Source organism: Tenacibaculum sp. AWR4_210 (assembly GCF_056160945.1).
Genome location: NZ_JBSWYF010000009.1, coordinates 111551 through 132090, shown reverse-complemented (window position 1 = coordinate 132090; position 20540 = coordinate 111551). Strand labels below are relative to the sequence as shown.

Annotated in this window: 20 protein-coding genes; 4 read left to right on the top strand and 16 right to left on the bottom strand. The window is 38.5% G+C overall.

The features are described from left to right. Positions 1 to 68 precede the first annotated feature (68 nt). Positions 69 to 386 carry a thioredoxin gene (gene trxA, locus ACXAG7_RS16315; RefSeq protein ID WP_408042728.1) on the bottom strand — a complete coding sequence of 106 codons (318 nt, stop codon included), beginning with the start codon at positions 384 to 386 and terminating at the stop codon, positions 69 to 71. Positions 387 to 683: 297 nt separating this feature from the next. Between trxA and metK the strand changes: the two genes are divergently transcribed. Both metK and ACXAG7_RS16305 read left to right on the top strand, forming a co-directional pair. Beyond that, the gene (metK, locus tag ACXAG7_RS16310; RefSeq protein WP_408042729.1) at positions 684 to 1937 is read left to right on the top strand and encodes a methionine adenosyltransferase; all 1254 of its coding nucleotides are present in this window, start codon (positions 684 to 686) and stop codon (positions 1935 to 1937) included. 1373 nt (positions 1938 to 3310) lie between these two features. Next, positions 3311 to 3676 (top strand): hypothetical protein, encoded by a 366-nt coding sequence (locus ACXAG7_RS16305; protein ID WP_408042730.1) that lies wholly within the window; start codon positions 3311 to 3313, stop codon positions 3674 to 3676. Here ACXAG7_RS16305 and ACXAG7_RS16300 read toward each other — a convergent pair whose 3' ends face one another. Next, the gene (locus ACXAG7_RS16300; RefSeq protein ID WP_408042731.1) at positions 3677 to 4654 is read right to left on the bottom strand and encodes a polyprenyl synthetase family protein; all 978 of its coding nucleotides are present in this window, start codon (positions 4652 to 4654) and stop codon (positions 3677 to 3679) included. Positions 4655 to 4718: 64 nt separating this feature from the next. Between ACXAG7_RS16300 and ACXAG7_RS16295 the strand changes: the two genes are divergently transcribed. Beyond that, positions 4719 to 5234 (top strand): hypothetical protein, encoded by a 516-nt coding sequence (locus ACXAG7_RS16295; protein WP_476667475.1) that lies wholly within the window; start codon positions 4719 to 4721, stop codon positions 5232 to 5234. A gap of 105 nt (positions 5235 to 5339) precedes the next feature. On the opposite strand, the gene ACXAG7_RS16290 is transcribed toward ACXAG7_RS16295, so the two are convergent. The 11 genes from ACXAG7_RS16290 to ACXAG7_RS16240 all read right to left on the bottom strand — a co-directional run bounded on the left by ACXAG7_RS16290 (position 5340) and on the right by ACXAG7_RS16240 (position 16455). Beyond that, positions 5340 to 5693, bottom strand: coding sequence for a hypothetical protein (locus ACXAG7_RS16290; protein ID WP_408042733.1), 354 nt, complete (start codon positions 5691 to 5693; stop codon positions 5340 to 5342). 1038 nt (positions 5694 to 6731) lie between these two features. Beyond that, positions 6732 to 8393: a hypothetical protein gene (locus ACXAG7_RS16285; protein ID WP_408042734.1), complete on the bottom strand. Its 1662-nt coding sequence runs from the start codon at positions 8391 to 8393 to the stop codon at positions 6732 to 6734. Positions 8394 to 8745: 352 nt separating this feature from the next. After that, the gene (locus ACXAG7_RS16280) at positions 8746 to 9324 is read right to left on the bottom strand and encodes a hypothetical protein (RefSeq protein ID WP_476667474.1); all 579 of its coding nucleotides are present in this window, start codon (positions 9322 to 9324) and stop codon (positions 8746 to 8748) included. Between the two features lie 62 nt (positions 9325 to 9386). After that, the gene (gene rlmN, locus ACXAG7_RS16275; RefSeq protein ID WP_408043124.1) at positions 9387 to 10427 is read right to left on the bottom strand and encodes a dual-specificity RNA methyltransferase RlmN; all 1041 of its coding nucleotides are present in this window, start codon (positions 10425 to 10427) and stop codon (positions 9387 to 9389) included. 100 nt (positions 10428 to 10527) lie between these two features. Next, positions 10528 to 11577 (bottom strand): tRNA preQ1(34) S-adenosylmethionine ribosyltransferase-isomerase QueA, encoded by a 1050-nt coding sequence (gene queA, locus ACXAG7_RS16270; RefSeq protein WP_408042736.1) that lies wholly within the window; start codon positions 11575 to 11577, stop codon positions 10528 to 10530. 72 nt (positions 11578 to 11649) lie between these two features. Then, complete coding sequence (locus ACXAG7_RS16265; protein WP_476667473.1) at positions 11650 to 12876, bottom strand: 3-phosphoshikimate 1-carboxyvinyltransferase; 1227 nt, start codon at positions 12874 to 12876, stop codon at positions 11650 to 11652. A gap of 4 nt (positions 12877 to 12880) precedes the next feature. Then, on the bottom strand, positions 12881 to 13129 hold the full coding sequence (locus ACXAG7_RS16260) for a hypothetical protein (RefSeq protein ID WP_476667472.1): 249 nt from the start codon (positions 13127 to 13129) through the stop codon (positions 12881 to 12883). After that, positions 13130 to 13456 (bottom strand): nucleotide pyrophosphohydrolase, encoded by a 327-nt coding sequence (locus tag ACXAG7_RS16255; RefSeq protein WP_408042739.1) that lies wholly within the window; start codon positions 13454 to 13456, stop codon positions 13130 to 13132. It lies immediately after the preceding gene. 314 nt (positions 13457 to 13770) lie between these two features. Next, positions 13771 to 14148, bottom strand: a complete 378-nt coding sequence (locus ACXAG7_RS16250; RefSeq protein WP_408042740.1) for a VOC family protein — start codon at positions 14146 to 14148, stop codon at positions 13771 to 13773. 48 nt (positions 14149 to 14196) lie between these two features. Continuing rightward, positions 14197 to 15723 (bottom strand): MFS transporter, encoded by a 1527-nt coding sequence (locus tag ACXAG7_RS16245; protein WP_476667471.1) that lies wholly within the window; start codon positions 15721 to 15723, stop codon positions 14197 to 14199. Between the two features lie 333 nt (positions 15724 to 16056). Further along, on the bottom strand, positions 16057 to 16455 hold the full coding sequence (locus ACXAG7_RS16240; protein WP_476667470.1) for a rhodanese-like domain-containing protein: 399 nt from the start codon (positions 16453 to 16455) through the stop codon (positions 16057 to 16059). A gap of 126 nt (positions 16456 to 16581) precedes the next feature. Between ACXAG7_RS16240 and ACXAG7_RS16235 the strand changes: the two genes are divergently transcribed. Next, positions 16582 to 17478, top strand: coding sequence for a LysR family transcriptional regulator (locus tag ACXAG7_RS16235; protein ID WP_476667469.1), 897 nt, complete (start codon positions 16582 to 16584; stop codon positions 17476 to 17478). Positions 17479 to 17949: 471 nt separating this feature from the next. On the opposite strand, the gene ACXAG7_RS16230 is transcribed toward ACXAG7_RS16235, so the two are convergent. The 3 genes from ACXAG7_RS16230 to ruvC are packed head-to-tail and all read right to left on the bottom strand — an operon-like array spanning position 17950 to position 20431. Next, on the bottom strand, positions 17950 to 18699 hold the full coding sequence (locus ACXAG7_RS16230) for a cyclase family protein (RefSeq protein WP_476667468.1): 750 nt from the start codon (positions 18697 to 18699) through the stop codon (positions 17950 to 17952). A gap of 13 nt (positions 18700 to 18712) precedes the next feature. Continuing rightward, on the bottom strand, positions 18713 to 19849 hold the full coding sequence (hemW, locus tag ACXAG7_RS16225; RefSeq protein WP_476667467.1) for a radical SAM family heme chaperone HemW: 1137 nt from the start codon (positions 19847 to 19849) through the stop codon (positions 18713 to 18715). A gap of 24 nt (positions 19850 to 19873) precedes the next feature. Further along, positions 19874 to 20431: a crossover junction endodeoxyribonuclease RuvC gene (ruvC, locus tag ACXAG7_RS16220; protein ID WP_408042746.1), complete on the bottom strand. Its 558-nt coding sequence runs from the start codon at positions 20429 to 20431 to the stop codon at positions 19874 to 19876. Positions 20432 to 20540: the final 109 nt, after the last annotated feature.

The window sequence follows — 20540 nt, the reverse complement described above, 5'->3', positions numbered from 1 at the left end:
CGTTGTTAAAAATAGCAAAAGGTTTGACCGTAGCCAAACCTTTTCAGAATATTATAAAAAATAGTTGCTTATAGCGCAGCATCAATTTTATCGGTATAGGCTTTTTTAGGAGCAGCACCAACTTGTTTGTCTACTACTTCTCCGTTTTTAAAGATCAATACGGTTGGGATGTTACGCACACCGTATTTTGCAGCGAATTCTTGGTTGTTGTCAACGTCAACTTTACCAACAACTGCTTTACCTTCGTACTCAGTGCTGATTTCATCAACGATAGGAGCTACCATTCTACAAGGTCCACACCAAGCTGCCCAAAAATCAACTAAAACAGGTTTGTCTGAGTTTAATACTACTTCTTGAAACGTAGCATCTGTAATTTCTAATGCCATATATCTTATATTTTATTGAGGTTAATTCTCGTTAAGTGTTTTATAGTACAAATGTACACAATTATTTTCCCAATACCGTTTTATAAAAATTAGTTTTTATTATCACAATATCAATTGTTTTTATTTGTTAAGGTTTTTCTAGTGTATAAAATTATCATTATTTTTGCCCTCTGAATTCGAGGAGAAATTTGTTCTGATTGCAACCTCATAAAAAAATGCTAAAGCAGTAGTTAGTACTTCTTTCGGCAGCAATCGGCCCAAGTTTCTTTAATTATAATAAATAAAAAGAAGCAAATTATGCCATATTTTTTTACCTCTGAAAGTGTTTCAGAAGGACATCCAGATAAAGTAGCGGATCAAATTTCAGATGCGCTTATCGATAACTTTTTAGCTTTTGACGCTGAGTCAAAGGTAGCTTGTGAAACGTTAGTTACAACTGGACAGGTGGTGTTGGCTGGTGAAGTGAAGTCTAATACGTACTTAGATGTTCAAAAGATTGCTCGTGACGTAATTAACAGAATTGGTTATACCAAAGGAGAATATATGTTTGACGGAAATTCATGTGGAGTGCTTTCGGCAATTCACGAACAGTCAGACGATATCAACCGTGGTGTTGATAGAAGTTCAAAAGAGGAACAGGGAGCAGGTGATCAGGGAATGATGTTTGGTTATGCAACCAAAGAGACTGAAAACTACATGCCTTTGGCTTTAGATTTATCGCATTTAATTTTAAAGGAGCTTGCGGTATTACGTAGAGAAAACGATGCGATTACTTACTTGCGTCCGGATGCAAAGAGTCAGGTTACTATTGAGTATTCAGACGATAATGTTCCGCAGCGTATTGAGGCGATTGTAGTGTCAACTCAGCACGATGATTTTGGTGATGACGAAGCGATGTTAGCCAAGATTCGCGAGGATATCGTAACGATTTTAATTCCTAGAGTAGTTGCTAAGTTACGTCCGGAAATTCAAGCTTTGTTTAACGATGAAATCAAGTACCACATTAATCCAACAGGAAAGTTTGTAATAGGTGGACCTCATGGAGATACAGGGTTAACTGGTCGAAAAATTATTGTAGATACTTACGGTGGAAAAGGAGCGCACGGAGGTGGAGCTTTTTCAGGAAAAGATCCGAGTAAGGTAGATCGTTCAGCTGCCTATGCTACGCGTCATATTGCAAAGAATTTAGTTGCTGCAGGTGTTGCTGATGAGGTATTGGTACAGGTATCTTATGCTATTGGAGTAGTAGAGCCAATGGGAATTTTTGTAGATACGTATGGAACGTCAAAAGTAGCCCTTAATGATGGTGCTATTGCTGAAAAGGTAGGTCAGATTTTTGACATGCGTCCTCATGCTATTGAGTCGCGATTAAAGTTACGTACTCCAATGTATAGTGAAACAGCTGCTTATGGTCATATGGGACGAACTAATGAAGTGGTAAGTAAAACATTTACACAACCAAATGGTGAGCAAAAAACCATGGAAGTGGAGTTGTTTACTTGGGAGAAGTTAGATTATGTTGATCAGGTAAAAGAGGCTTTCGGATTATAATTTGAAAGTTAGTATAAAAATACAAAGGCCCTCGATATTTCGAGGGCTTTTTTGTTGCTTTTGGGGTTGATAGCTGTTTTGCTACATGGGGAATTTTATGATTGTTTTTAGCTAAAACATTTGGTTTAGCTTCTGTTTTTTTTAAGGATTTGTAATAAATATTGGAATCCAAGAGGCTACCTCGACATAGAGAAAAAGATTGTGACGTATAATAGTATGATTGAAGAGGTAGCCATTACATGGATTTTACAATTAGTGCGTACTATTTTGTGACTTGTTTATAATTTGATAAAGGACTATTGTTTTGTGGATAGGACCTTCAATCCAGTTTACTAATGAACGTAATTTGGATAGAAATGTGGTTATTGCATTGCATTACTTCCATATCCTAACAACAGTATTTTTTTATGATCACTGTAGTTATCTCATTAACTACAATACAACCTACTGACTGAGATAATTTTGGATCCTCATGTTTGCTGTTGTTTCCTAAATGTCCTATTTAGGGGGGTCTTTTTGGGACTCTGATTTTTTAGCTGTCGTATTTAGGGATCACTTTTTTGGGGGGCTATTTTCTAACTATCATGTTTATGGAATACCATTTTTTACTATTATTGCCTAGCTGGCCTATTATGAAATCACTTTTTAGGGGTTGTTCTTTCCTCGCTACCGTATTTTGGATCCCTTTTATGGGGTGCGAGGAGAAGAACCTATTGTTTAGTGGCCTCCATGTATATTTTGTCTTGAAAACATATTTCGCTTTCCATGGCATTGTGTATTTTAAGCCTAATTAGCTTTCTGTGCTGACGTTGCTTTCCATGCTACTGTGTCTTTTATGTTTTGTCTTCCACACTCACTTTGCCCTCTGCGCTGACTTTGTCTTCCAAGCTTATTTTGTTTTCCATGCTTATTTTGTTTTCCATGCTACTGTGTCATTCAAGTATGTTTTGTTTTCCAAGCTTATTTTGCTATCCATGCTATTGTGTCTTTCAAGTATATTTTGCCTTCCACACTCACTTAACCTTCCATGCTGACTTTATCTTCCAAGCTTATTTTGCTTTCCATGCTCATTGTACCAAGCACGCTCATAGTGTCTTCTAGGCCCATTAGGAGTTAATTTGGACTCCTATTTTCTTCGCTCCTTAGTTTTCTTCATCCTTTTTTCTTTGCCCTTTATTTTTTTCGCTCATTATTTTCTTCACCCTTTTTTTCGTCCTTTATTTTGCTCCTTTTTGCTCCTTTTTGCTCCTTTTTGCTCCTTTTTGCTCCTTCTTGCCGCTATTTTCGCCGGGTATTGTAAAGGTGGATAAAAAAGTGTATTCATACAAAATGGATGTTCGGGAATGGGGGATAAAATGAATAAACGGGAGATTATGACGAATAAACGGAAAACTGCGTTTTTTTATGCGCATATTCCCTTTTTCACTGGAAACTGGGGACTTACCTTTGTAAAAAAGAAAGAAAAAATGGAAGAAATAATTTTTAGGGCTTTACAAGGGGAGCATCGATACAGCACTATAGACAACTTTATTCAGAGGTTTTTACAATCGGACACGGAGGGGCGATTCAACTATGAAATGGTAAAAGAGAGTCTTATAAAATTGGTATTGTATCGCTTTATAAAAATAGAGCCAGAAGCGCAACATGACTGTATTATAAAGCGTACAAATTTTTACCAAGCTTTAGACTTAGGTGGGGTGTCTACCTGGTTAGCCTATCGACGTTCGGAGCGTTGTTAACTAGATTTTTCGTTCCACCACATAGTCGATCATTTTCAACAATGAAGACTTATAATCAGAATCTGGAAAATTATTCAAGATAGCGATTGCTTTGTTCTTATAATCGTGCATTTTATTAGTGGTATATTCGAGTCCACCGTTTGCTTTTACGAAGGCGATGACTTCTTTTACGCGTTTTTTATTCTTATTGTGTTTCTTAACAGAATTAATCAGCCAATTCTTATCCTTTTCTGATACGGTATTGAGTGTATAGATTAGTGGCAAGGTCATTTTTTGTTCCTTGATATCTATTCCTGTAGGCTTACCAATTTTCTCTTCGGTATAATCGAACAAATCATCTTTTATTTGAAAAGCGATACCGATATACTCACCAAATTTTCTCATTTGCTGCACTACTTCATTACTAGCTCCTACAGAGGCGGCACCGATACCGCAGCAAGCTGCAATTAAGGTTGCTGTTTTTTGTCGAATAATCTCAAAATAGACTTCTTCTGTGATATCTAATTTTCTAGCCTTTTCAATCTGTAGTAGTTCACCTTCACTCATTTCTCTCACAGCAATAGAAATGAGTTTTAAGATATCAAAATCTTCGTTATCGATCGACAATAAAAGGCCTTTTGACAATAAAAAATCACCTACTAGTACGGCAATCTTATTTTTCCAGAGGGCATTGATAGAGAAAAAGCCTCTTCGGCGGTTACTATCGTCTACCACATCGTCGTGTACTAGGGTTGCTGTATGAATGAGTTCTACAACGGAAGCTCCGCGATAGGTACGCTCATCGAAGCCACCTTCAGAAACCATTTTCGCAACTAAAAATACGAACATGGGACGCATTTGTTTTCCTTTTCTTCGTACGATATAAAAGGTTATACGATTCAATAAGGGGACTTTAGACAACATGGCATCTTTGAATTTAGATTCAAAGAGTTCCATTTCTTTGGCGATGGGAAGTTTTATTTGCTCTACTGGCTTCATAATAGGTTGACAAAAATACGAATACTTTTGAGATTCTTATCTTTGAAAACTAAACAAAATTCCAATGAAACAGATTTTTCTTTTTTTGTGCTTGTTCGTATTTGTGCTGGCCAGTTACGGTCAGGATGCTCTAGTGTTTCCAGATGATTTTTTGGGAATCTATAAAGGGCAGTTGGAAATCACTACTCCTCGGGGGAAACAAAAAATACCCATGGAATTTCATTTACAAGTAACAGACTCATCAGCTGTTTATAACTATGTGTTGGTGTACAATGGTAAACCGAGAAATTACTCTTTAAAAGTTTTAGATAAAGAAAAAAAAGTATTCGAGATAGACGAAAATAATGGTATCGTACTACCTGTGAAATTTGTTGATAATACGCTGTATAGTTTTTTTGAGGTTCAGGGGAATTTTTTAAGTTCTCGCTTGGCTTTTCAGGGAACACAATTAGAATTTGAAATTCTATTCACAGCGATGAAGAACAAAGTTACCACTGGGAAAGGAACAAAAGAGATTCCTTTTGTTTACGGCTATCCTATCAATGTGGTACAGCGAGCCTTGTTAAGGCGACAAAAATAAACAATGACTACAAGAACTGTTATCGATTATAAGGGATAGGTTTGGGCTTATAATTAAGTGATAGCTTAGTGGAGGCTACATGTCTTGCCTATTGGTGGACTATGGCTACAGTTCTTCAGCAATGTAATGGTTTCCTGATTTGTATAAAAGCAATTTTTTACCGCCGTCTAGCTGCTTTTGTACGCATTTGGCGAAACTGATTCCTGACCCTTCACAGAGGATATCCCCTGGAGCCATTTTTGAAGAAAATCCATATTCAAAACCATTGAATTCTTTTGACGAAAGGCTGCCATTGTCATTTTGATCGAGTTCAAAAACATTGGCATCGTTGAGTTTCGCGATTACTTTAGAAATACTGGCTAATGGGACCTCCGAGGGTACTTCTTCTTGACAGCTTATGGTAACTAATAAAAAAGAGATAAACGCGACGGTTACTGTAAATAAGGTTGATTTTTTCATGATGTATTTTTTTTTGTGAATTGAATATCCGATGACGATGGCGAGTCTTTAGTGCTACCGAGCTGTTGACGTATAGCTCCCATACTGTTTTAAAGTCAGTCTACTAGTATACTTTGGCAACTTGTTACCGGTTAACTATGTCATTTCAACCATTTATTGCTGGCGTATTGCCGAACCTTAGCTACTTATGCCCGGTTTACTGAGGTACTTGAATTGTTGATGACTTAGGAAACATGCGAACTACGCTGTTTATAACTGTTTTAAGTCGGGCTTCTAACGCTAGTTAAATGTTAGAATCTAGCCTTGGTCTAAGGGTATAGCCTAATACTAGTTAAATACCATGGCCTAATTTCAGTCGATTGTTAGAACATAGCTCAAGTCAAATGCTATGGCCCAATTCCAGTCAATTGTTAGAACATAACCCAGGTCAAATGCTATGGCCCAATTTCAGTTTAATACTATCACCCAACACCGTTCTACTGCTGTGGCCCAATTCTAGTCAAATGTTAAAACCTAGCCCAGGTCTACTGCTATGACCCAATTCCAGTCAATTGTTAGAACCTAGCCTTGGTTTAATGGTATAGCCTAATACTAGTTAAATAACATGGCTCAATTCCAGTTTAACGTTATCACCCAACACCGGTCTACTGTTGTGGCCCAATTCCAGTTTAACGTTATCACCCAACACCGGTCTACTGTTATGGCCCAATTCCGGTTTAATATTATCACCTAGCACTATTTCAATACTATGGCCTAATTTTAGTCAATTTTTAGGACCTAGCCTTGGTTTAACGCTATCGCCTCGGGTATGAACGAAGGTAAGAAAAATCTGTACCTGAATTAGAGTGTATGTTATTGAATGCTTGTATTAAGAGATAGGTGGGCGTTTGAATGGTTTGGTAGTAATTACAGCAGTACGTTGAATCTAAAAATAGGAATAGATATACAGATATTTATAATACAGGCAAGCACCTTGTAAAAACAAGGTGCTTGTAAAGTACTCAAAAAATACGGATACTTACTTGAGTATGTTGTGAATTAGTATTTTACCTTAAACTTTGATCCACCCCATTTACCGCCGTATTTTGCTCCAGACTCGATTTCGATATCTACTGAGTTTACCACGTTCCACTTCACTTTAAATCCGATACCGTACGAACGAGAATCTCCCTTATTAGAAAAGGCAAAAACGAGCTTATCTAACTTAGTATTTGAAGGAATATCAAAAGTACGACGGGCTATTGCTAAGCGCTTTACGGTTACTGTTTCACCAAATACGCTATAGGCCAATGGTGTGATCTTTTTTGTTTGAGGATCTTGACCAACGAAGGCGATTCCACCTGTTTGGTTTTTATCGAGCTTGATAAAATTCTTCTTCAAAGCATCAGCTGCCATTTTCAACAGTTTGGCGTTTGTTAACTTCACGACCTCTTTACCCATTACATTGATTACGATGGCTTTATTTACCTTTTGTCCAAAGAGGTTTTTTAAATTGACATCGATGTCCAAAAATGGTTTGTTTTGAGCTTTTGCAGGGGTAAGCATAGAACCATTATTACCTGATTGAATTAACTCTTCAAAAGTAGGTTGGTAATTTTTGGTCGTCTTGTTATCTATGTCATACACATTAGAAATGTATTGAATGGTCGACTTAGGTTTGCTTGTAAAGAAGGCAGTAATTTGATTGTAAATTTTGATGACATCTTTTTCTTTGGTATAGAAAAGAGGTACTTCAAACGTTCTTTCTTTTACCTTTAAAACTACTTTTTTGTTCTTTAAATACACGATGTCAGCATCGCGATCAGAGAACCATCCTAACCATGTTTTTTGCTTGAATTTCGCCTGTGCATAAACGTCGGTGAAAAAGTAGAAATCTTCAGCTGCGAATACTGTTCTCAGCTTTTTCTTGCTGTTAAATTTGTACTCACAAGCATAAGATTTTCCGAAGATATTATCAATCCAACCGTCCTTAGTATTTACACATACGTTGTAATGTTCGGTACTTGGGGGAGTCGTTGAAGAGGCTGTAGAGCTTCCGCCTCCTGTATACGATCCGCCACCACCGCCATTACCACAATCGTAATAGGATAATTCTTCGATTCTAATATCATTAGGACCACCGTTGCCACAATCGTCAATAGGGACAATTTTATATTCTGGTAAATTGGCTCTGTTAGGAACGTAATGACCAATTGCAGTTTTGTTGGCCACTAAACGTTGGTTTAACGGAAGCTGTTTTAAAAGTTCACGGTTCTTTTTGTCGGTAAAATAGAGTCCTTGATCCGTGTACTTGTAAATTTTATCACCTACCTGGATTTCTCCTTCTTCGTTTAACAAATTGGCAAACACATCGTTGACAATAAGGTCTTCTTTCGGATAGGTTTTACTGTTTCTACCGGCCAAACGCTCTTGTTTTTTGTAATGTAAGGCCTCTAATCGTTCTTCACTAACGTATCCCGATGGACGCAGTGGTAAAAAACCTTTGTCGTAGTATTTTTCAAATACCTCATTAGGGTCTTTTAGTTCTTTCAACTCTTCATAGGCGGCGGTCATTTCTAATGGAGAATTGAAGCTGATAAGTTTTTCTTTTTCATCGAATTTTAGCTCGACTTCCTGTTCATAGCTCGCTTGAGGTTTTACCCCTTCTTCCTTACATGACATAAGGAACGCTATCATAGCAATTGCTGCTAGTTTTTTCATGTTAAAACAATTTAAATTTATTGATGGCAAAACTAGCTCCCACTATTGATTTAAGGGTAAAGAATGAGCCTGCGTCGTGTTGGATTTATAAATTGAATAGTGGGTACTATACGGGATTTATGAATTGTGTAGTTCAGAAATCGATTTTAATGCGTTGTTTTTTAATTTCTTTGGTGTCTTTATGAGGTTGAAATGAAAATGTAGTACAAACTTTAAACAAAAATGGACGGGGCAATTTTTACAGCTCTTTAAGTTTACAAAGGAGGGTCGTTAAAGGCAAAATAGCGAGGTTGGTGAACAAAAAAAGCGCTCCTTTTTTCAGGAGCGCTCTAGTTTTTTACAAAACTTTTATCTAAAACAAAACGTAGGAAAATTCTAAGCCTATGGCCGGGTGAATTTTACCTAGTTGAAAATGAAAATCGTAGGCATAGCCAATACCGGCGTATACGTTAAATAGCCAGTTTCCGCCTAAACTTCGTTGTAGTCCCCAATGTACTTCGGTAATTAAGGTGTTGTTCGCCGGTTTTTTTTGATCACTATCATCGCGTTGTGCAGTGGTAAGTAAGCTTTGTAAAGCCAAGTAATTTCCGGAATTGTAAGCTATGTTTTTTCCGGCTTTTAGGCGTTTCTCTCTGTTGTAAACGTACTTGGCTTTTGTGCGAAAACGCAGTGGAGGGAAAGATTCAAATGAGAGGGCAGCACCGAGCTCTTTGGAATTTAAGAGTGTGGGGCGCACGTAGTTCCCAGCACCAATACCGATACCTCCTTCTAGTGAGAACGCATCGCTAATGGGCAGCTCATAGCTCGCTTCAAAAGCGAGGATTTGATAACTGATTTTGAATTGTTTTTGGAGCTTAGCGCTCGTTGTTTCTTGTCCCCAAGAGGTAAGTGCTGTGCAAAGCAAGCACATGCTTAAGATGACTTTTTTCATACTGAAATTTTTAAAATTGCGAATATAAAATAAGTCTAGTCGGGAATTACTATTTTTTTGGGTTATGATTTATTTGCTAATTGTCCACAGGCCGCGTCGATATCTTTACCTCTTGATCTACGTACATTTACGACGATGTCGTTCATTTCTAAATTAGAAATATAATTGTTGAGCGCACGTTCAGAAGCTTGTTGGAATTCTCCATCGTCGATAGGATTGTATTCGATGAGATTTACCTTACAAGGAATGTGCTTACAAAATTGAATCAACGCATCGATATCTTCTTTGCGATCGTTAATTCCATTCCACACTACGTATTCATAAGTCACCTTTCGCTTGGTTTTTTCGTACCAATATTTGAGTGAATCTGCTAAGTCGTGTAAGGGAAAGGTACTGTTAAAAGGCATGATGCTGGTTCGGACTTCATCGATTGCTGAGTGCAGTGAAACAGCGAGGTTAAAGCGAACTTCATCGTCAGCCATTTTCTTAATCATTTTAGGTACCCCAGAAGTCGATAAGGTAATTCTTCTGGCGGCCATCCCCAGCCCTTCAGGAGAGGTGATTTTATCAATAGCTTTGATAACGTTTTTGTAATTCATCAACGGTTCTCCCATTCCCATAAACACGATGTTTGAGAGCTTGTGGTTGTGATAATGACGGCTTTGTTTGTCAATGGCAACCACCTGATCGTAAATTTCGTCAGCGTTTAAATTACGCATGCGTTTCAAGCGTGCAGTAGCACAAAATTTACAATCCAAACTACAACCTACCTGGCTCGATACACAGGCTGTTGTACGGGTTTCTGTCGGGATTAGTACCGACTCAACAATCAATCCATCGTGAAGTTTAATGGCATTTTTAATCGTACCATCATTACTGCGTTGCATGGTGTCAACTTCAATGTGGTTGATCACGAAATTCTCATCCAACATCTGACGCGTAGCTTTTGACAAGTTAGTCATGTCATCAAAACTGTGTGCAGCTTTGTGCCATAACCACTCGTAAACTTGATTTCCTCGGAAAGCTTTGTCGTTGTTCCCGACAAAAAAATCACGTAATTGGTCTTTACTTAAGGCGCGTATATCTTTCTTATTGCTCAACAGTATAAAGGAATTAATTAAAAACTTAGAATTGCAAAGGTACTATAAAAAAACTGGTAATCAGTAGTTGATTACCAGTTGTAATTGTATGTCGTATAGTTTGTTAGATGATTAACATCGCGTCACCATACGAGTAGAATTTGTATTTTTCTTTAACGGCTTCCTCATAGGCTTCCATAATGAAATCGTGACCAGCAAATGCTGACACCATCATTAATAAAGTAGATTTTGGCGTGTGGAAGTTTGTAACCATACAGTTAGCAATGCTAAAGTCATAAGGAGGGAAAATGAATTTGTTAGTCCATCCGTTGTATGGGTTTAAGCGCTTGCTAGCAGATACCGATGACTCTACAGTACGCATAACAGTAGTACCAATGGCACATACTTTACGTTTTTGATCAATGGCGTTGTTTACAATATCAACACTGTTTTGAGGAATGATAATTTGCTCCGAATCCATTTTGTGTTTCGATAAATCTTCTACCTCTACAGGGTTAAAGGTACCTAAACCTACGTGTAAGGTCATCTCGGCAAAATCTACACCTTTGATTTCTAAACGTTTCATTAAGTGCTTAGAAAAGTGAAGTCCAGCAGTTGGGGCAGCAACGGCTCCTTCGTGCTTAGCAAAAATAGTTTGGTATCTACTTTCATCTTCTGGTTCTACCTCGCGTTTGATGTATTTTGGCAACGGAGTTTCTCCTAATAAGATTAATTTCTTGCGGAATTCTTCGTAAGATCCATCAAACAAAAAACGAAGCGTTCTACCTCTTGAAGTAGTGTTGTCAATAACTTCAGCAACTAGGCTATCGTCTTCACCGAAAAATAATTTGTTTCCAATTCTGATTTTACGAGCCGGGTCAACCAATACATCCCATAAACGATTTTCAGCGTTTAATTCACGAAGTAAAAATACTTCAATGCGAGCACCTGTTTTTTCCTTGTTACCGTACATACGAGCAGGGAAAACTTTTGTGTTGTTCAACATCATTACATCGCCCTCATCGAAATAATTGATCAAGTCTTTAAAGAGCTTGTGTTCAATTGTTTGCTTTTCGCGGTTTAAAACCATTAAGCGCGCTTCATCTCTGTGCTCTGAAGGATATTCTGCCAACAATTCTTGTGGCAAGTCAAAATCAAAATTTGATAACTTCATATGTGTAATTTTCTAAACGAGGGCAAATATACGATATCGCCCTAGGGGTTGTCAAGCTATTCCGCTTTTATTTTAGTGTTCTTGAATATGCATTCCTATTTTTTTCATATCGTTCCAAAAGTTTCGAAACGATTTAGTGACTACTTCGGCTTCCAATACAGTAAGTGAAGTTTTGAGTGCTAGGGGAGCAAAAGCCATGGCCATACGATGGTCGTTATAGGTAGCAATTGCTACATCAGCTTTAATTTGCCCACTTGCCTTTAGGTGCAAACTGTCATTCGTCACATGAATATCAGCGCCCAGTTTGGTAAGCTCTTCACGCAAGGCCTCTAAACGGTCGGTTTCTTTAATTTTTAAGGTATGTAAACCGGTTAGTTCACAGGCAATTCCTAATCCAAAACAGCTAACAGCAATGGTTTGAGCAATGTCTGGAGCATTTTTTAAATCGAGGACAAGGGGCGTGTTTTTACCCATGTCGGTTTTTGTCAAAATAACGCGATGCTCTTCAAATACTGTGGTCACTCCAAAATGCTGGTAGATACTGGCAAGGCAACTGTCTCCTTGTAAACTCGTTTCATTGTAGGCACTTAGGCTAACGGTTGAGTTGAGTTCACTCAAGGCAATAAGTGAATAGAAATAAGAAGCTGAACTCCAGTCAGATTCTACCACGAGTTGTTTGTCGTCGGTTTGTTGTAAAGGTTTGATATGGATAAATTGGCCTTCAAACGCAGCGTCAATACCGAGTTGGTGGAGGAGCGCTAAGGTCATGTTAATATACGGTACTGAAGTGATGGCTCCCAATAATTCAATGGTCAAGCCAGCCGGTAAACTCGGCGCAATGAGCATCAATGCAGAGATGTATTGACTACTGACATTTCCGTTGATGGCAACGGTACTTTTGTCGAGTTTTGCTCCAGTGATCTTTAAGGGAGGATACCCTTCTTTTTCAATATATTCTATTTGAGCCCCCATTTGGCGTAGCGCATCCACTAGAATTTTAATCGGGCGGTTGTGCATTCGTTCAGAGCCTTGCAGAATTTTTGTCTGACCTTCTTGCGTAGCAAAAAATGCCGTTAAAAATCGCATGGCAGTTCCAGCATGACCGATATCGGCTACGAGATCATTGCCCTTCAAAGCCGCTTGTAAGTGATGTGTATCGTCAGAGTCTGAAAGGTTATCGATAGCTAAATTAGCATAAAGCTGTTGCAAAATCAATAGGCGATTTGATTCACTTTTTGATCCTGAAATTTGGATGTCTGCGTGAATGTTACTCGACGTGGTGTGTAAATCTAAATTCATAGTACTAAGCCATTTTTTTGTTGGTGATCCAAATACTGTAGAAAAAACTAACGACTATTTTCATTGCCCAAAAGCGTTTCCATTTACCGTCCGCAAAGTTGAACTCGTATACAGCTTGAAAATCTCCCGAGAAAATATCGCTGGCATTGTTGAGGATGAGCGTGATGATTACCACGACCAAAAGAAAAGGAAGGGCTACTTTCCCAACATTTTTCCAAAATTCTAGTTTTTTAACGTTTTTTGCTAGGCTCATTTATTTTAGTTTTTCGTTGTTGTGATGACGATCGTGATCGCGTTTTGTTTTTAGGTCGAGTTTTTTGTCAAAAGCCTCTTGTAGGTTTACTCCCGTTTGATTGGCCAAACAAAGTACCACAAATACGACGTCGGCTAACTCTTCACCGAGATCTTTTGATTTATCGCTTTCCTTTTCACTTTGCTCACCGTAACGACGCGCTATAATTCGAGCAACCTCGCCAACTTCTTCTGTTAATTGGGCCATGTTTGTCAATTCGTTAAAATAGCGAACTCCGTGATTTTTAATCCATTCGTCAACCTGTTTTTGAGCGTCTTGTATGTTCATTTTAGTACTTTTTATAGTTTTTTAGGCCTTGCGCTAGGCAGTTTTGTGCTTTGCGGACCTTGTTGTTGTTATTGTGTTTAGTATTGCTTTTTATGATACTTCGGAAGTAAGGGCCTATTCTTTAATTTGCTGTACTTTGACCTTAGGATGTTGAAAAAAGTAAATTACCAACAGCGATGATTGCATTACAAATTAAAAGGTATAAAAGCGCCTGTCGTTACCGGTCGTACTCTGTGAAAAGCAGGTGAACTTATTATTTTCTTTTTCGCTTGTTCATAGCTAATGATTTTAGCAAATATAAAAACTTGCAGTCCTTAATTGATTCTCCAAGGAGGATTTTTTCTGTTTTTCCCAGCCTTGTAAAGAATGAGTTGATTTCCATCCGGATCTTTTAAATGTGCTTCTTGCCAAAGCCAAGGTTGGTCGGTGGGGAGCAATTGAAATACAATCCCTTTCGAACGTAAATTACTGACGGTGGCGTCTAAATTTTCAACCTCAAAATACAAGGTAATTCCCTTTCCTTGAGGGAGGGATGTTTCGTGGTGTATAGAAAAGGTACTATCTCCTTTTGGCAATTCGAAGCGCGCATAACGAGGAAGGGCATCAACGATGAGCAAGAAACCGAGTTTCTGGTAAAAGGAAACTGCATTGGCTAGATTGCTTGACGGTATGGTAACTTGATTTAAATTCATGAGTATACAAAAAAGAGTCACGGCAAAACGTACCGTGACTTAGTGGTTTTATTTGACGGCGATTTTTATTTGATTGCCGTCAGGATCTGTGAGTTGTGCTTCGTTTTCACTTGCTGAGGTGCTGTGCGCGATGTTGTTCTTTTCGGCCAAAGCGAGTAATTTTTGCAGCTTTTTCTTTGAAGTCGCCACGCTTATTTGTTCAGTTTGTTGGACATTCATTACTTTCTGAATAGTAACTTCCTGTCTGCCATTTGCCGACCTTAACGACGTAACCTCAGGAGTTGTTTTTCCGAATACTTCGAAGCCTAAATCTTGATAAAAGGCAATAGATTTCTTCATATTAACCGTGGAAATATGAAAGAGTTGATTGAATTTTTTTTCATTTTTCAAAACCCATAATAAGGCAATTAAGGCCAACACTCCCAATCCTGAAAGGATGCTCATAATATTCCAAGTACTGTCGAATCCGATCTCTTTTACTAGTTGCATTCCCGTATTATGACCAAAAATATGTGAGGCAGAGAAGGCAATACTATAGTAAGCCATATACTCTCCTTGTTTTCCTTTTTTCGCACGTTCAATGACGAAGGCATTCGAGAAAGGGAAGGCAATCATTTCTCCTATGGTCATAAACAGCATTCCAATAACGAGGACCCCTGACCAAGTTGTGAGGTTCAGAACCACAAAACTCAATCCTACCAGCACGAGTCCAAATAAGATAAGTGCTGTTTTCGAGTACGAGCTTTTTTCGAGCCAACTAATCAGCGGCATCTCAAGTAGAAATATAATAAAACCATTCATTCCCATTAAGATTCCAATAGAGAGTTCTGTGAGCTGATGCCCGTCTCTGTAGTACAGCGGCATGGTTGAGAAGTACTGCAGAAAGATAAACCCAAACATAAACATTGCGAAAAAGAAGATCCAAAAGGGACGATCTTTATAAACAGATACCGGATTTTCAATAACTACTTCATCCGTAACTTTGGCTTTCTTCGGGTGTAATACATTGATCATTAATAGGGTGGCGAGTAAACAGGTAATTCCGTCTACCCAAAACAATCCTTGATAGCCAATTGAGGCAATGATAAGCCCTCCGATGGCAGGGCCGGCTGTAAATCCTAAATTAATAGCCAAGCGGATTAAGGTTACCGAACGCGTTTTGTTTTCTGGTTTACTATAGGCGTTTAGAGCGACAAACATGGCCGGTCTAAAGGTGTCCGCCACGAGCATAACAGCGAAGATTCCGATGATGAATCCCATATAGGTGTCGATGTACTGAAGTAGGACAAATAAGAGTCCTGTTAATAGTAAACTTACCTTCATTACTTTAAAGGAACCGATGCTGTCAGTAAGCTTTCCTCCGATGTACGATCCTGCTACAGAACCTAGTCCGAACGCAGTCATAATCCAACCTACTTGATGTAGGGTAAAGCCGAGGCTTTTGGTCAAGTACAGTGACAAAAATGGAATTACCATAGTCCCTGCACGGTTAATGAGTGTAATGAGCGCCAGCCACCAAACCTCTCTAGAGAGGCCCTCAAAGGTCTTGCGATAGTTGTTTAGTAGATTTTTCATAGTACTTGTTTTGGTTGATTTTAGAGTGATATAAAAATAAAAAGTCCGACTGTGAAGTCGGACTTTTATATATTGTTATATTTTATGTTGATATAATTATAATACATAAATAGCCCGAGTGTCTCTGTATTTTACAGACCACTTACATTGCTTATATGTATAAAAAATTGTCATTTCGTATTTAATTGAAGTTCAAAGTTATAAAAAAAAGGATGCGGTCGACAAAAAACATTTGACAATTTATTGTTTAGAGTTGTTTTAAATAACAGTGCATTTTTAGACACACCACGATACGTGAACTGACTGTACCAATGGCAATTCGTTGGTAGCGCTTTAGCAACCACAGCGAATACTTGTAGCTTCCGCATCAGTTGAAAGTTCAGTAGTCGTTGGATAACCGTCGCGTTTCCACCAGTCAAGACCTCCGATGAGTTCTTTTACTTGAAAACCTAAAAGGGAGAGCTGTAACGCTCCTTTTGTCGAAGCATTGCATCCAATACCATCACAATAGCAGACATAGGTTTTGCTAGGGTCTAGTTCGTTACACGTAGTACTATTCATAGATCGATGTGGAAGGTTAATGGCTTTTGGGAGGTGTTCTTGTGCATAGAATTCTGGTTTTCTGGTGTCTACAATGACGATTTCAGAGGCTGTTTGCAAGCTGTCAAATAAGTCGGAAGAGTCAATTTCAAATTTGAGTTTTTGACGGTAGTATAACTGTTGTTCGTTCATGATAGTTTTTTTTACAAAGCTCTGCAGATGAGACCGATTAAGAAAGCTAGTTCGTTGAGTATATTGCAGCTTAGGTTGAAATATATTCACAGTATTCCTGTGGTAATTTGTACTAACTTTGAAAATATGGAATTGAAGTATTTACGACTGATAAAAACGATAGCAGAGGAGGGGAATTTAGCTAATTCATCTAAAAAATTATTCCTCACTCAATCTGCACTGAGTCACCAATTGCGAGAACTCGAAACGCGATTACAGTGTAAAGTATTTGCGAGGAGACGCAATTTATGGGAATTGACAGAAGAAGGACAGGTATTGTATACAACGGCCTGTGAAGTAGTAGAACGCATAGATGTAGGATTGGCGGAGGTGAGAAATTTACAGTCAGGAGCTTCGGGTACAATTCGGTTTAGTACTGAGTGTTATTCGTTTTATAAGGGGATTCCAGCTTTTGTTCAGCTGATGAAACTCGTACATCCCACGGTGGAGGTTCAGTTGTCTTTAGAGGCAACGCATCATCCCATTCCTAAGTTATTAGGAAAAGAGATAGACATGGCGTTGGTGACCGATTGGTCTGAACAAATCAACTTAAAAAGTGAAGTCGTGTACGAAGATGAATTGTACCTACTCATGCACAGAGAACACGTTTTAAGTAACAAAGAGTATGTCGTACCACTCGATTTGTTGCATACAGAAATATTGATTCATTCCTATCCGCTGAGTTCGGTAGCCTTATTCAAGCATTTTTTGGAGCCTGCCGGGGTAGTGCCTATTAATATCACCGCAATTCCATTAACCGAAATAGCATTGGAGCTGGTGATGGCAAATAAGGGAGTAATGTGTTTGCCGAAATGGTGTTTAGAGAATTTTACAGCTTCCGCCGAGTTGCTATTTAAGAAAATGGGAGTACAAGGAACTAAGCGAACGCATTATTTGGTGTATAGGGCCGAAGATGACCACAAGCGATATATCAAAGATTTTGTTACGGGGTATCGAGAATTTGTAGGAGCGTTGGGAGGTTGATTACAAGACTAGTGGTGTCATTCGATGAATCGAGTAGAATTGCTGTTTTTTTTGGTATGAGTTTTGCATTGTTTTGATTAGGAGGGAACTAGTAATCTTACTTTTGTAGGTTCTAAATGTCTCTCAAAAGGTATTTTTTTCCACTGACCGATACTTATGGTCGATTGAGCTAATATCAGCACCAAAAACGAGAAGTCGGAAGTATCTTTGAAGTGTAAATGAAACATAAAGTAAACAACGCCGAACAGATAAGTTGTCCCTAAAAAGAAACATGTACACCGAGAAAAAGAAAAAATGATTGCTGTGAAAAGAGTGCCGAAAAGAAGTAATGAAACATAAAGTAAACAGCGCCGAATAGATATGCTGTCCCTAAAAAGAAACACGACTTCCAACTTTCAAAAATACACATCGTATTCCTTATGTCACGGTATGAATAGGTATTGTTTAGACTGCACTGTTACTGCTTAATGGTTAGAGCATTGCATACAAAGTCGGTTTACTAGGTGTCGCATCGTTTTCAAAGGGAGCCACCATCAAATTTAACAAATACTTACCATCCACAATGTGGTCATCCACAAAGATAAACTCCGTAATTGTAGCGTCTAACCGAGGGCTGTTTGCCGTATTCCAAAAGGCGTTATGAGCTAGTAATTTTCCTTCGTCTTTCTCTTTGTCAACTGATGGCAAATCGATTAACAAATGTTTAATGCCTTTGTTTTTTATATACTCAGCAGCTTCTACTGCTAGGTAGGGAGGATTGGTATTGGAATACCGAGTTGATTTTTTTGACTCCGAATTGGGAAGTGTTCTGATAACGAGTGCTTCTCCGTCAAATAGGGCAATTTTTTCAGCTATGGTTTCTTTGGTAATTACGCGATCACCATTTTCCATCAAACTCGGGATTACAGAAATTACAGCACTAACAAAAAAGTACTTATTGAGATGCTCGTTGATCGAATAGAACTCGCGAGTAATATGACCTAAACATTCTGTATGTGTGATATGCGCATGTGGATTGAACTGGATATTATTAAAATTAACATCAGCACCTTGGGCAACACTTCCTGTCCATTCTCCTAGTGTTACGGGAGTTATTTCCGGGTCCTCGACATACCAGGCATTAATTCCCGGAGCTTTTGGGTCAACGGAAATAGAGAGGTCTAAAGGTTTGGATAAATCTACGGTAAAGGATTGTGTTCGGTGCTCTATGCTTGCTTTCATGTGCTAAATGTACTTAAATTCTAAATAAATCACTAGCGATTCCATCGGCTAGAAATTTTCCTTGGTGGGTGGTTTTTAGAATGATGTCGTTTTCGGTTTGTAAGAATTCTAAGACCCCTTGTTGTACAAATCGAGTAGCTTCGTTTTGTAGTAGTTTCACATAGTTGTTTCCAAAGTCATGGCTGACCTTGTTTAACGATATACCCCAAATGGTTCGCAGCCCAGTCATCAGGTATTCATTATAGCGATCTCGGGTTTCTAAAAATTCAATTTCAGCAGGGAGCTCATCTTTTTCTAGAGCTTTGATGTACTTGGCATTATTGGCGATGTTCCAGCTTCTATGGGTGGTGTTAAAAGAATGTGCTGAAGGACCAATCCCGAGGTATTTTTTGCCCTGCCAATAACTTGTATTGTGCTTTGAAAAGTAACCGGGTTTACCAAAGTTGGAAATTTCGTAATGAACAAATCCTTGTGCTTCGGTTTCGGCAACGAGTATGTCAAAGTGTTGCTTGGCAAGCGTCTCATCAATTTCTTTGTATTTCCCTTTTTTAATAAGGTGCTCCAGTTTCGTTTTAGGTTCTACGGTAAGCGCATACGACGAAATGTGTTGAATTCCGAAATCAAAGGTACGCTGCAAGGAGCTGCGCCAGTCAGCTTCGGACATGGTTGGTATCCCGTAAATAAGGTCAATGGTAATATTGTCAAAGAGTTTCGTAGCCAAGGTTAAGCACTGTTGAGCTTCCTGAGCATTGTGTGCTCTGTTCATCAAGGCGAGGTCCGCTTCGTTATACGATTGCACCCCGATGCTCAAGCGATTGATGCCAGAGGCAGCTAATTCGGCTAATACGACTTCTGTAAGGTCATCAGGATTCGCTTCTAAGGTAATTTCGGGATCTCCAATTACTTGATAATTGGAATATATGGTACGCAGCAATGCGTCGATTTCTCCAGTCGACAGCAAGCTGGGAGTACCACCTCCAAAGTAAATAGTTTCGACCACTTCGTTGTCAAATTCACCTTTTCGAATTTCGAGTTCTTTATGAAGGCATGCTAACAGGGCATCTTTCTTTTTTAAAGAAGTAGAAAAGTGAAAATCACAATAGAAACAGGCTTGTTTGCAAAAGGGAATATGTATATAAATACCAGCCATAAATGATGAACTTAGAAAACGGAACTATTTAGATCCAATTTTATTCGGATTTTGTTTTATAAATGATGCCCATCCCGAGTAATTTTTACCTCCTATTTTTTGTCCAGAATTATAAAAATGACACACGGCGGCAGCCAATCCATCGGTAGCATCCAAATTTTTGGGGAGCGTTTTTAAATTTAAGAGTGATTTGAGCATTAAGGCTACCTGTTCTTTACTGGCGTTCCCATTTCCTGTAATAGCCATTTTAATTTTTTTCGGTAGGTATTCTGTAACGGGTACCTGTCTGGCGAGTCCGGCGGCCATGGCAACTCCTTGCGCTCTACCTAGTTTGAGCATCGATTGTACGTTTTTACCAAAGAAAGGAGCTTCGAGGGCCATTTCGTCTGGGTGATACGTGTCAATGAGTTCTGTAGTGCGTTCGAAAATCAGCTTGAGCTTGATGTAAGGGTCCTTGTATTTATTCAACAACAATTCATTCATTTGAACAAATTCCATTTTTTTTCCAACGACCTTTATAATCCCAAATCCCATAATGGTTGTTCCCGGATCTACGCCTAGTATTATTTTTTCTGTCTTCAAATTCTTAAGTACTGTAATTGCAAAATTACGTATTAATACTGATAGTTTTTTATTCTTGAATTTTGAAACCTCATACTAGTATTATCGGGCTTCATTCCAAAATTTATCT